This window comes from Pseudomonas sp. UME65 (assembly GCF_014170225.1).
In the GTDB taxonomy this organism is placed as follows: Bacteria; Pseudomonadota; Gammaproteobacteria; order Pseudomonadales; family Pseudomonadaceae; genus Aquipseudomonas; species Aquipseudomonas protegens.
Genome location: NZ_LZZQ01000016.1, coordinates 555,887 through 568,185, shown reverse-complemented (window position 1 = coordinate 568,185; position 12,299 = coordinate 555,887). Strand labels below are relative to the sequence as shown.

At 62.8% G+C, this 12,299-nt stretch carries 11 protein-coding genes; 5 read left to right on the top strand and 6 right to left on the bottom strand.

The window, feature by feature from the left end; translation table 11 throughout:
* Positions 1 to 8: 8 nt before the first annotated feature.
* The 5 genes from paaB to paaG form a co-directional block, all read right to left on the bottom strand.
* Positions 9 to 290, bottom strand: coding sequence for a 1,2-phenylacetyl-CoA epoxidase subunit PaaB (paaB, locus tag A9971_RS27690; RefSeq protein ID WP_183000227.1), 282 nt, complete (start codon positions 288 to 290; stop codon positions 9 to 11).
* Positions 291 to 359: 69 nt separating this feature from the next.
* Positions 360 to 1,349, bottom strand: a complete 990-nt coding sequence (gene paaA, locus A9971_RS27685; RefSeq protein WP_123473424.1) for a 1,2-phenylacetyl-CoA epoxidase subunit PaaA — start codon at positions 1,347 to 1,349, stop codon at positions 360 to 362.
* Positions 1,350 to 1,526: 177 nt separating this feature from the next.
* Positions 1,527 to 2,849, bottom strand: a complete 1,323-nt coding sequence (paaK, locus tag A9971_RS27680) for a phenylacetate--CoA ligase PaaK (RefSeq protein WP_011061419.1) — start codon at positions 2,847 to 2,849, stop codon at positions 1,527 to 1,529.
* 218 nt (positions 2,850 to 3,067) lie between these two features.
* Positions 3,068 to 3,517, bottom strand: a complete 450-nt coding sequence (gene paaI / locus A9971_RS27675; protein ID WP_183000226.1) for a hydroxyphenylacetyl-CoA thioesterase PaaI — start codon at positions 3,515 to 3,517, stop codon at positions 3,068 to 3,070.
* 27 nt (positions 3,518 to 3,544) lie between these two features.
* Positions 3,545 to 4,336, bottom strand: coding sequence for a 2-(1,2-epoxy-1,2-dihydrophenyl)acetyl-CoA isomerase PaaG (gene paaG, locus A9971_RS27670; RefSeq protein WP_123473423.1), 792 nt, complete (start codon positions 4,334 to 4,336; stop codon positions 3,545 to 3,547).
* A 426-nt stretch (positions 4,337 to 4,762) separates the two neighbouring features.
* Here paaG and paaY point away from each other — a divergent pair, with 426 nt between their 5' ends.
* The 4 genes from paaY to A9971_RS27650 all read left to right on the top strand — a co-directional run bounded on the left by paaY (position 4,763) and on the right by A9971_RS27650 (position 10,122).
* Positions 4,763 to 5,356, top strand: coding sequence for a phenylacetic acid degradation protein PaaY (gene paaY / locus A9971_RS27665; RefSeq protein WP_011061416.1), 594 nt, complete (start codon positions 4,763 to 4,765; stop codon positions 5,354 to 5,356).
* A 64-nt stretch (positions 5,357 to 5,420) separates the two neighbouring features.
* Positions 5,421 to 6,344 carry a phenylacetic acid degradation operon negative regulatory protein PaaX gene (gene paaX / locus A9971_RS27660; protein ID WP_011061415.1) on the top strand — a complete coding sequence of 308 codons (924 nt, stop codon included), beginning with the start codon at positions 5,421 to 5,423 and terminating at the stop codon, positions 6,342 to 6,344.
* 288 nt (positions 6,345 to 6,632) lie between these two features.
* Positions 6,633 to 7,643: an adenylate cyclase gene (locus A9971_RS27655; RefSeq protein ID WP_183000225.1), complete on the top strand. Its 1,011-nt coding sequence runs from the start codon at positions 6,633 to 6,635 to the stop codon at positions 7,641 to 7,643.
* A gap of 331 nt (positions 7,644 to 7,974) precedes the next feature.
* Positions 7,975 to 10,122: a phosphocholine-specific phospholipase C gene (locus tag A9971_RS27650; RefSeq protein WP_011061413.1), complete on the top strand. Its 2,148-nt coding sequence runs from the start codon at positions 7,975 to 7,977 to the stop codon at positions 10,120 to 10,122.
* Between the two features lie 178 nt (positions 10,123 to 10,300).
* Here the strand turns inward: A9971_RS27650 and A9971_RS27645 are convergent, their stop codons facing one another.
* A complete protein-coding gene (locus A9971_RS27645; RefSeq protein WP_015635695.1) occupies positions 10,301 to 10,567 on the bottom strand; it encodes a hypothetical protein in 267 nt (88 codons plus the stop codon).
* A gap of 353 nt (positions 10,568 to 10,920) precedes the next feature.
* On the opposite strand from A9971_RS27645, the gene A9971_RS27640 reads away from it, so the two are divergent.
* The gene (locus tag A9971_RS27640) at positions 10,921 to 12,246 is read left to right on the top strand and encodes a sigma-54 dependent transcriptional regulator (protein ID WP_053151755.1); all 1,326 of its coding nucleotides are present in this window, start codon (positions 10,921 to 10,923) and stop codon (positions 12,244 to 12,246) included.
* The last annotated feature ends 53 nt before the right edge of the window (positions 12,247 to 12,299 follow it).

Below are 12,299 nucleotides of genomic sequence, written 5' to 3'. Positions count from 1 at the left end.
GGCCGGCCTCACATGTGTCCGACTTCGGGGGGCAACTGGTAGAAGCTGGCGTGGCGGTAGACCTTGTCGTCCGCCGGGTCGAACAGCGGCTCCTTTTCGTCCGGCGAGGAGGCGACGATCTGCGCCGACAGCACCACCCACAGGCTCACGCCTTCGCTGCGCCGGGTGTAGAGGTCGCGGGCGTTGGCCATGGCCATCGGGGCATCGGCGGCGTGCACGCTGCCGACATGCTTGTGGTTGAGGCCGTGCTTGCTGCGCACGAAAACCTCGTAGAGGGTCCATTCAGACATTGCAGTGACTCCACATCAGGGCTGGAGGGCCATTGCCCCTGGGGGCAATGGCCGGGGGTGAACGGGCTCTCAGGCGGCGTCGCGAGCGGCCTTCCGGGCGGCGTGGGCCACGGCGGCAGCCCGCACCCAGGCGCCGTCCTCGATGGCCTGGCGGCGGGTGTCCAGGCGTTCCTGGTTGCACGGGCCGTTGCCCTTGAGCACTTCGTAGAATTCTTCCCACTGGATTTCGCCAAAGTCGTAATGGCCGCGCTCGGCGTTCCACGCAAGCTCCGGGTCGGGGCAGGTGCAGCCCAGCAACTCCAGTTGCGGGATGGTCTGGTCGATGAAGCGCTGCCGCAGTTCGTCGTTGCTCTGACGCTTGATCTTCCAGGCCATGGACTGGGCACTGTTGGGGGAGTGTTCGTCGCTGGGGCCGAACATCATCAGGGCCGGCCACCAGAGACGGTTGATGGCGTCCTGGACCATGTCCCGCTGCGCCTGGTTGCCCTCGCGCATCATGGTCAGGAGGATTTCGTAGCCCTGGCGCTGGTGGAAGCTCTCTTCCTTGCAGATGCGCACCATGGCCCGGGAGTAGGGGCCGTAGGAGGTGCGTTGCAGCACCACCTGGTTGACGATGGCCGCGCCATCTACCAGCCAGCCCACGGCGCCCATGTCGGCCCAGTTCAGGGTCGGGTAGTTGAAGATGCTCGAATACTTGGCCTTGCCGCTGTGCAGCCGGGCCACTTCTTCGTCGCGGTCGGCCCCCAGGGTTTCCATGGCGCTGTACAGGTACAGGCCGTGGCCGGCTTCGTCCTGGATCTTGGCCATCAGTTGCAGCTTGCGCTTGAAGGTCGGGGCGCGGGTGACCCAGTTGCCTTCGGGCAGCATGCCGACGATTTCCGAATGGGCGTGCTGGGAGATCTGCCGGATCAGGGTCTGGCGGTAGGCCTCGGGCATCCAGTTCTTGGCTTCGATCTTGATCTCGCCGTCGATCCTTTGCTGGAAGCTGCGTTCCTGTTCGGACATCTCGGCCAGTGGCGTGACGCGCTTGACCCCCGTTTCTACCAGCTGTGCGTACATGTGGCGTCTCCCGGTGTGAAGGTGTGGCTGGGCATGGGAATGTTTATATGTGATACGCAAATTAATATCAAACATAAAATAACGTGTCATGTTTGATTTTGGTATCGCATTGCGCCCCTGGGCCTTTGCCAAGGCAAAAAAAAGCCCCGCATCAGCGGGGCTTCCAGGAAGGATGGATTAGCGGTTGCGTTTATCGATTACCCGGCAGGCCTTGCCTTCGGAGCGCTTGATGCTGAATGCCGGCTGCAAAACGATACGTGAGCTGATGCCAATATGGGTCTTTATGTGGCGGCTGAGATCGCCGCAGAGGGCCCGCTGCTGCTCGTCCCCCAGTTGCTGGTGCTCAGGCTTGAGCTCGACGTGGATATCAACGCTGTCGAGGTTGCCGTGGCGGTACAGGTGGATCTCGTAGCAGGGGGCCAGTTGCCCGACCTTCAGCACCTGTTCTTCGACCTGGGTGGGGAACACGTTGACCCCGCGGATGATCAGCATGTCGTCGCTGCGCCCGGTGATCTTGTCGATGCGCCGCATGGGCCGCGCCGTGCCCGGCAACAGCCGGGTCAGGTCGCGGGTGCGATAGCGGATCATCGGCAGCGCTTCCTTGGTCAGGGAGGTGAGCACCAGCTCGCCCAGTTCGCCATCGGCCAGTACCTGGCCGGTGATCGGGTCGATGATTTCCGGGTAGAAGTGATCCTCCCAGAGGGTAGGGCCGTCGCGGGTCTGCGCGCATTCCATGGCCACCCCGGGGCCGATGATTTCCGACAGCCCGTAGATGTCCAGGGCAGTGATGCCCAGGCGCTGTTCGATGGCACTGCGCAGTTCGTCGGTCCAGGGTTCGGCACCGAAGATTCCCAGGCGCAGCGCCAGCTGGTGCGGGTCCAGGCCCTGGCGCTCGATCTCGTCGGCGATGTTGAGCATGTAGGAGGGGGTGACCATGATGATGTCCGGCTGGAAATCCTTGATCAGTTGCACCTGCTTCTCGGTCTGGCCGCCGGACATGGGGATCACCGTGCAGCCCAGGCGTTCGGCGCCGTAGTGCGCCCCCAAGCCGCCGGTGAACAGGCCGTAGCCATAGGAAATATGCACCTTGTCCCCGGGCCGGCCGCCGGCGGCGCGGATCGAGCGCGCCACCACCTGCGCCCAGGTGTCGATGTCATTGCGGGTGTAGCCGACCACCGTGGGCTTGCCGGTGGTGCCGCTGGAGGCGTGCAGGCGTACCACCTGGTCCATGGGCACGGCGAACATGCCATAGGGGTAGTGGTCGCGCAGATCGGCCTTGGTCGTGAAGGGCAGGTGCGCCAGGTCTTCCAGGCGCTTGATGTCCTGGGGGTGCACCCCGAGCTGGTCGAAGCGCTGGCGGTACAGCGGGACCCTGTCGTAGGCGTGGTTCAGGCTCCAGCGCAGGCGTTCCAGCTGGTGCTGGCGCAGGTGGTCGATGCTGGCGGTTTCCATCGGGTCCAGCAGCGCGTCGGGCACGGTTCCGGCAATCGGCATGTTCATGGTGTCACTCGAATTGTTGTTGTCTTGTAGCCCGCCGGCGGGCGGGCTCTGAGTGCATGCCCCGGGGCGCAGGCAGCCCCGGGGGAGTCTTTTTACTGTGCTTGCAGCCGCTCGCTGATCAGCGCGATGCCCGGGTCGACACCGATGCACATGGTGCACAGCGCGTAGCGGCCCCGGCGCTGCGAATGAGGATACGGACGGCATCGATGAGCAGTGGGTCATTCATGGGAGGTCTCCTGTGTCAGCACCGGGCCGTGCACTTGGTAGGATTTGCCTTGGAGCAGGGCGATGAGCCGGCCCTGCTGGTTTTCCACGCGCACCGCGTAGTGGCCGGTGCGGCCGGTGCGGTTCTGTTCATGGCAGTCGGCGGTCAGGGTGTCGCCCAACTGCGCCGGGGCGATGTACTCGATGCTGCAACCCAGGGCCACTGTGGCCCGGTCATGGCTGTTGCAGGCAATGGCGAAGGCCGAGTCGGCGAGGGTGAAGATCAGGCCGCCGTGGCAGGTGCCGTGGCCCTGCAGCATGTCGGCCCGAACGCTCATGCCCAGGCGCGCCGCACCGGGCGCCACCGACAACAGGCGCATGCCCAGGGCGTTGCTTGCCGGGTCACGTTCGAACAGGGTCCGGGCGCAGCGCCGGGCCAGTTCCATGGCGTCATGTTCAGTCATGCAGGGGCCTCCTTGGAGTCGCCGTGGTCAGCAGCCCTTGAACACGGGGCTGCGTTTATCCATGAAGGCGCTGACGCCTTCGCGGTAGTCCTCGCTGCAACCGGCCAGGCGTTGCAGGTCGCGCTCCAGGTCCAGTTGCTCATCGAAGCTGTTGTGCAGGCTGGCATTGAGGCTGCGCTTGATCAGGCCCAGGCCGTAGGTGGGTTGGGTAGCCAGGTGCCGGGCCAGGCTCAGGGCCTGGTCCCGCAGTTGGGCATCATCCACGCACTGGTAGATCAGGCCCCACTGCTCGGCCTGTTCGGCACTCAGGCGGTTGCCGAGCAGGGCCAGGGCCTTGGCCCGGGCCATGCCCACCAGGCGCGGCAGCAGCCAGGTACCGCCGGAATCGGGAACCAGCCCGAGCTTGCAGAAGGCCTGGATAAAGCTTGCCGAGCGTGCGGCCAGTACCAGATCGCAGGCCAGGGGCAGGTTGGCCCCGGCCCCGGCGGCCACCCCGTTGACCGCGCAGATCACCGGCAGCGGCAGGTCCCGCAGGGCCCGCACCAGGGGGTTGTAGAAGGTTTCGATGGAGGCCCCCAGGTCCGGCGCGGCGCCGCCGGGTGCCACGGTGCGCTCGCCCAGGTCTTGCCCGGCACAGAAGCCCCGGCCTTCCCCGGTCAGCAGCAGGACCCGCACCTGCGGGTCATTGCGCACCAGGTCCAGGGCTGCCTGAACCTCGCGGTGCATCGTCGGGTTGAAGCTGTTGAGCTGTTCGGGGCGGTTGAGGCTGAGAAGGGCCACGCCCTCGCTGATGGAGAACAGGATGGTGGTGAAGTTCATGGGCGGGGCGCTCTGTGCTGGGCGATCAGGCGAACACCACCGACAGGCGTGGAGGCAAGGCGTTGAGGCATGGTGAATGTCCTCGGGGTGGCCGGTGGTCGGCTCGATTGTCGGGTCGGCCGGTTGGCCGGTTTTCGTCGAGTATATCGCCAATGTGATACATAAAAACAATAGCGATGTGAATTTAATGTGTCTTGATTTTGAGTGTCGGTCCAGCTTTTTTTGTGGCCCCAGGCTCACGACAAAAGCCTCCAGGCTGCCTAAAGCGTTGATAAATACGGGACTGACAAGTCTTTGTGGAGCAGCCAGGCTGGCTGACTGCGGCGGCGCCGGTCTTGTGCGTGGCCAATAATCTGATACAAACTGCCATCCGCAGTTCATCGTATTTCCTGCTTTCAGATGACGTGTTCTTCAAGGAACCTCTCCATGACCTGTTACAGCCTCGATGGATTGACCCCGGTGGTCGACCCCAGCGCTTATGTGCACCCTTCAGCGGTGCTGATTGGTGATGTGATTGTCGGCGCCCATTGTTACGTCGGCCCGTTGGCCAGCTTGCGGGGCGATTTTGGGCGGATCGTTCTGGAGGAGGGGGCAAACCTGCAGGATACGTGTGTGATGCATGGTTTTCCCGACAGCGATACGGTGGTCGAGCGCAACGGCCATATAGGTCATGGCGCTGTCCTGCATGGCTGTCGAATTGGCGCCGACGCCCTGGTGGGCATGAATGCGGTGGTGATGGACAACGCGCATATCGCGCCCCGTTGCATCGTTTCCGCGGCAGCCTTCGTCAAGGCCGGCTTCGAGTGTGCGCCACAGTCGCTGATCATGGGTACGCCGGCCCGGGTCAGCCGCCCGCTCAGTGATGCGGAGCTGGCCTGGAAGCAGGCGGGGACCCGCGAATACCAACAGCTGGCCAGGCGTTGCCTGGAGCAGATGCGGCCTTGCGAGCCGCTGCGGGAGGCAGAGCCCGGACGCCCGCGAATCGGCAACAGTGCGCTGCGCCCCAAGGCTCGCCCATGAACCTGCCCGGGCGCTATAGCTGCCTGAAACCCGCTATATTCCTTCCTTTTTTACCGGTACATCCATGTCGTCCCTAGCGCCACTGAACCACCTGATCAAACGTTTCCAGGAGCAGACTCCGATCCGCGCCAGTTCGCTGATCATCACCCTGTACGGCGATGCCATCGAGCCCCACGGCGGCACGGTGTGGCTGGGCAGCCTGATTCAGTTGCTGGAGCCCATGGGGATCAACGAGCGCTTGATCCGCACCTCGATCTTCCGCCTGAGCAAAGAGGGCTGGCTGAGCGCTGAAAAGGTCGGCCGGCGCAGTTACTACAGCCTGACCCTGACCGGGCGCCGGCGCTTCGACAAAGCCTTCAAGCGCGTGTACAGCGCCGGAGTACCGGCCTGGGACGGCGCCTGGTGCCTGGTGATGCTCTCGCAACTGTCTGTCGAGTTGCGCAAGCAGGTGCGCGAAGAGCTGGAATGGCAGGGGTTCGGCGCCATGTCGCCGGTATTGCTGGCCTGCCCGCGCAGTGATCGGGCCGATATCAACGCCACCCTGGCGGAGCTTGGTGCCCAGGAAGACACCATCGTCTTCGAGACCACGCCCCAGGATGTCCTGGGTTCCAGGGCCCTGCGCCTGCAAGTGCGGGAAAGCTGGAACATCGATGAACTGGCAGCCCACTACAGCGAGTTCATCCAGCTGTTCCGCCCGCTCTGGCAGGCCCTGCGCGAGCAGGAGCAGTTGCAGCCCCAGGATTGCTTCCTGGCCCGGCTGCTGCTGATTCATGAGTACCGCAAGCTGCTGCTGCGCGATCCGCAACTGCCCGACGAACTGCTGCCCGGGGATTGGGAAGGCCGCGCGGCGCGCCAGTTGTGTCGCAACATCTATCGCCTGATCCAGGCCCGGGCCGAAGAATGGCTGGCCACTGCCCTGGAGAACGCCGATGGCCCGTTGCCGGATGTCGGCGAAAGCTACTACCGGCGTTTTGGCGGGCTGGTCTAGCCCGCTCATCCAAGGGGTGCCAGCTGTGATGCCTGAGGCCAGGGGGGGCGGCCCCGGGCGTTGCAGCCCGGGTTTATCACGGCCCGGATGTTAAATAGTCATTGACCTGCGAATTTGTCCTGATCTAGGGTCGCGAACGTATTCAATGCAACTAAGCAGAGAATGTTTCAGCGCTATTGCAGTTGAATGACGTGCACTGCAAGTTTGAAGATATTTGCAATATAGGGAGCATGGCCAGGTACAGGTATTCGGTCCTGCAGGGAAAGCAGACAGATAAAGGAATTATCGATGAAGTGGATTCGCAACCTGGCTACAAAGTTCGGCCTGGCCATGATGTTGGTTATTTGGGGCAAGTTGGCTATTGCTTCGCAACTGGTTCCGGCATTTGGGCTGGCCAATGATCAATATGCCAAGTCTCCGGGGCCCTATGCAGTCAGCACCAATGCTGTTCTAAGTGATTGCCGTGGGTTGTTGGGGGTATTGGCGCGGATCATGCTGTTGGATAACAGCCTGCAATGCAATCAGTCCTTTCCTTACGGATTCTCCAATCCGATCTCCACCAGTGTCTATTACCCGTCCAATATCAAGCAATTGGAAAAGTTGCCAGTGGTCAACTTTGTTGGTGGCATTCTTTCCAACCAGGGGCAGTACACAGATCTGCTGCGGCTGTGGGCGAGCTACGGCTTCATCGTGATCATCTCCTCGGACTTCATCAACACCGCCCCCACCATGCATGTGCTCGGCGCCCTGGAACTGAGCAAGCTCAACCAGGACCCGACCTCGCCATTGTTCGGCAAGGTCGACCTGTCGCGCACCATTGTGGCGGGGCATTCGGCGGGAGGAGGTGCATCGATTCTATCGGCAAGCCTCTTGCCAGAGACCTTGAAGGGCATCGACCCGCAGTTGCGCTATATCGGCTCGCTGCCGATCGAACCCGGGCCGATCGGCCTTGGCTCCACGGTAAAGACACCGACCCTGGTGCTCACCGGCGCAGCGGACGTAGTGGTCCCGGCCTGGGCCTGGCCAAGGCTGTGGCAGGGCGGGCTGATCAAAGCCGTGCCGGGCTGGAGCGCAACCGCCCATAACGCCACCCATTTCAGCCCGGTCAGAAGCGTCAGGGAAGATGAGTTTGCCGGTATTACCACGGCCTGGATCTTATATATCGGCAAGAATGACCCGGCCGCCAAAGAATACTTTGTCGGTGAAGATTACAAACTGGCCCGAGATCCGCAGTTCATTCGCCTGCTATTCAACCCGCTGCGGGTCCAGCGCAATGAAGTAGCCGATAGCCTTCAATAGCACTGTGCTTTCTCCGGTAAAACGGATACAGCCCAGGGAGTGTGCGAAGCCTGTTTTCTGGCCCGCTCAATAGTGCATTTCGCCAGCGCAAAGTTAAGGCGCCGGCGAAATGTACCGGGCGTTTCTTGAACTCGGGTGTTTTATTCATGAAATATTCTTCCTGCGTTACCTGGCAATGCGTTATTGCCGAACTGGCAAGGCAGGACAGTGCCGGGTAGTTGTACGCTTCATGAACCAACTGAAATGGCAATGTCACTGCATTGTTATTTGCGCCCAATACCTTGGGGGCAGCGTTATATATCGCGCTGCAACCATAAGGACTCAATAACCCATGCCCAGTCTTACACGCAGGAAGCTCTTGCAAGCGGCCGCCATCGGTACTTTCTTTTCCTCATTGCCGGCATCCATCCGCCAGGCCCTGGCGATACCGGCGAACAACCGGACCGGGACCATCAAGGACGTCGAGCACGTGGTGATCCTGATGCAGGAAAACCGTTCGTTCGACCACTACTTCGGCACCTTTCCCGGGGTACGCGGCTTCAGTGACCGCTTCACCATCCCCCAGACCGGTCAACGGGAAGTGTGGGAGCAACAGGGCAAGGGCCGGCTGGTGATGCCTTATCACCTGGACAGCAGCAAGGGCAACGCCCAGCGCGTCAGCGGCACCCCGCATTCCTGGGCGGACGCCCACTCGGCCTGGGGCGAGGGGCGTATCAGCGCCTGGCCGACCTACAAGACCAATACCTCCATGGGCTACTACCGCGAGCAGGAACTGCCTTTCCAGTTCGCCCTGGCCAACACCTTCACCCTGTGTGACGCCTACCACTGCTCGGTGCACGCCGGCACCAACCCCAACCGGCTGTTCCTCTGGACTGGCAGCAATGGCGCGAGCGCAGCCAAGGTGGCGGCGGTGGTCAACGAATGGGACGGCCCGGGGCCGGTGAATGTCGGCTACAGCTGGAAGACCTACCCCGAGCGCCTGGAAGAGCAGGGCGTGAGCTGGAAGGTGTACCAGCACCTGCCGGACAACTTCGGCGACAACCCGCTGGCGGGGTTCCGGCAGTACCGGGCCGCCAGCGTGCAGGTCGGCAACCCGGCCCAGCCGCCGAAGGATTTCAATGCCTTCGTGCCCTACAGCGACGGGCTCAACGCCGTGGCGCCGCTGTACAAGGGCAATGGCAACACCCTGCCGGCCAGCAGCGGCAGCAACCTGGAGACCATCATTGGCGGGTTTCGCAACGACGTGCAGGCCGGCAAGCTGCCCCAGGTCAGCTGGATTGTCGCGCCGGCAGCCTATTCCGAGCATCCCGGGCCTTCGAGCCCGGTGCAGGGCGGCTGGTTCACCCAGGAAATTCTCCTGGCCTTGACCAGCAACCCCGAGGTCTGGAGCAAGACGGTACTGCTGGTGACCTACGATGAAAACGACGGTTTCTTCGACCATATGCCGTCGCCCTCGGCGCCTTCGCGGCGCAAGGACGGCAGCTTTGCCGGCAAGTCCACCCTGGGTTTCGACAGCGAACTGTTCACCCACCCGGCCCCGGCGGGCTCGACCCAGCAACCCTTGCCCGATGGCGGCGTATACGGGCCGGGGCCGCGGGTGCCGATGCTGGTGCTGTCGCCCTGGAGCCGTGGTGGCTGGGTCAACTCGCAAGTGTTCGACCATACCTCGGTGCTGCAATTTCTCGAGAAACGCTTTGGCGTGCGAGAGCCGAACATCAGCGCCTGGCGGCGGGCAGTCTGCGGCGACCTGACCTCGGCGTTCAACTTTGCCGACCCTAACCATGAAACCCTTCCCGCACTGCAGACCACTACCCGCCAGGCCGCCGACAGCCTGCGCCAGCGCCAGGAAAAACTGCTGCCGGTACCGCTGCCCTCGGCCGGCCAGCAACTGGCGCCGCAGCAGCAGCGCCTGGCCCGGCCTTCCCGGGCCTTGCCCTATCGGCTGCATGTGGACAGCCAGGCCGATCCCAAGGCTCGCACCTTGTCGCTGAGCCTGCAGAACACTGGGGAGCAAGGGGCGGTATTGCATGTCTACGATGGCCTGCACCTGAGCGAGATTCCCCGCCGCTATACCGTGGAAGCCGGCAAGGCCCTGCAGGACAGCTGGCCGGTGGTGGAGCGCTATCAGCTCTGGGTCCTGGGCCCCAACGGGTTTCACCGCAGTTTCCACGGCGACCTGAAAACCCTGCAGCCCGAACTGCTGGTGACCACCAGCAACAGCCAGTTGCAACTGACCCTGAGCAATCCGGGGGAACACGGGGTGGTCATCAGTATCGATCGCTGCCCCTACACCCAGCAGGGCCCATGGACCTTGGCGGTACCGGCCCGGGGCGAGGTGCGCCAAGTGTTTGCCTGCGAGGGCAGTGGCGGCTGGTACGACCTGACGCTGCGCAGCGACGGCGGCTGGCTGCGCCGGATCGCCGGGCGCCTGGAAACCGGAGCACACAGCATCAGCGACCCCTTGATGGGCCGGGCATGAAGTCCTTGGCAAAAATGAGGGCGCTTTCGAAGTGAAACCGAAAGCCGGGCTGGATAACGACAAGAGCAACTAATACCCGGAAGGTAGAAGTTGTAGAGGAGGGCAGGATAGATAGGGTGCTTAGTTGTTTGCTTTAAATAACGGATCACCCCTTCGGGTGATCCGTTAACAGCATCGCTTACTTGGGCATGGCCCAGGACTGCAAGGTATAACCGTCCTGGCTCAGTTCGGCGCGGGCCTGTTTGAGCAGGTCTTCCAGCTGGGCTGGATCGGAGTAGGCACTGCTGGGAATCTGGGTGTGGCCAATACGGGTGCTGGTGCGGTCGATGACGGTCAGGCTGAGTTCGCCATTACCGTCCTGTGGAGCCCAGGCCACGCATTGAAAAGGCTGGAATGCGCGGTCGGCGATCAAAAGTGCTTCGTTGATACGGAGCGGGGCGTTCATGGGGTCTTCTCTCTGTGTGCCCAATCAAATGATGTGCCGTCGGTTGGGCTTACCGTTCGGCTGGTCATTTGTACTGATGCACCGAGGTAGCACTCGGGTCACACTGAAAAACAAGTTTTTACAACTTTCGTGCACAGGCCTTGTGGCCGGGCCCTTAGTTGCGGGGGCTGGATAAAACAACTGCGACAATCAGTCGCTCGTGAACAGCTTGGAGTCCCACGTTAGTTCCTTTGGTAATCAGCGCTATAAGCAATTGATACATTCCACCGTCAAGTTCTTGCTAATGTTACAGCCAGGTTTTCCAAATCACTGTTTCTAATAACTTTTCCATACCCTGGCGCCAAGGAACAGTCATGCTCGAAGCCCCTGTGCAGCGCCGTTTGCTGGTGGTCGATCCCTGTGACGATTGCCATCGCCTGTTACCCGGTTTGCGCACCATTGGCTGGGATGTCGACAGCTGTGACCTGGAGTCCGCTCGCGAACGCTCCTGCGATGTCGGCCTGCTGCGCCTGCAGCCTTTTCACCTGGAGCGCCCGGAGGCGGTCAAGGACCTGATCAGCCGCAGCGGCACCGAGTGGATCGCAGTATTGAGCCAGGAAGTGCTGCGCCTGCAGAAGGTCGGGGATTTCGTCTGCGAGTGGTTTTTCGACTTCCACACCCTGCCGTTCGACGTGTCGCGGGTCCAGGTGACCCTCGGCCGGGCGTTCGGCATGGCGCGCCTGCGGGGCCAGGGCTCGATCCATGTGGACCAGCCCGAGCATGAGTTGCTGGGCGATAGCCGGCCGATCCGCGACTTGCGCAAGCTGCTGGGCAAGCTGGCGCCCACCGAGTCGCCCGTGCTGATCCGAGGCGAAAGCGGCACCGGCAAGGAGCTGGTGGCGCGTACCCTGCATCGTCAGTCCCAGCGCCACGACAAGCCCTTTGTCGCCATCAATTGCGGGGCGATTCCCGAACACCTGATCCAGTCCGAACTGTTCGGGCACGAGAAGGGCGCCTTTACCGGCGCCCATCAACGCAAGGTCGGGCGCATCGAGGCGGCCCATGGCGGCACCTTGTTTCTTGACGAGATCGGCGACCTGCCGCTGGAGCTGCAGGCCAATCTGCTGCGCTTCCTGCAGGAAAAGCACATCGAACGGGTAGGGGGCAGCCAGCCGATTCCGGTGGATGTTCGGGTTCTGGCGGCCACCCACGTCGACCTGGAAGCGGCCATCACCAGCGGGCGCTTCCGTGAGGACCTCTACTACCGCCTGAATGTGCTGCAAGTGATCACCGCGCCGTTGCGCGAGCGCCATGGAGACCTGGGCATGCTGGCCAGCCATTTTGCCCACTTCTATAGCCAGGAAACCGGGCGCCGGCCCCGCAGTTTCAGTGAGGATGCCCTGGTGGCCATGGGCAAGCATGATTGGCCGGGCAATGTCCGCGAACTGGCCAACCGGGTGCGGCGCGGCCTGGTGCTGGCCGAGGGGCGGCAGATCCAGGCCAGCGACCTGGGCCTGCTCAGCCTGCAGGCCCAGGACCTGCCCATGGGCACCCTCGAAGACTACAAGCACCGCGCCGAGCGCCAGGCACTGTGCGACGTGTTGAACCGGCACAGCGACAACCTCAGCGTGGCGGCGCGGGTCCTGGGGATCTCGCGCCCGACCTTCTACCGTTTGCTGCACAAGCACCAGATCCGCTAGGGCGGGGAGAAACGCCAAGGCCCGCTGCGATTGGGGAATCGCAGCGGGCCTTG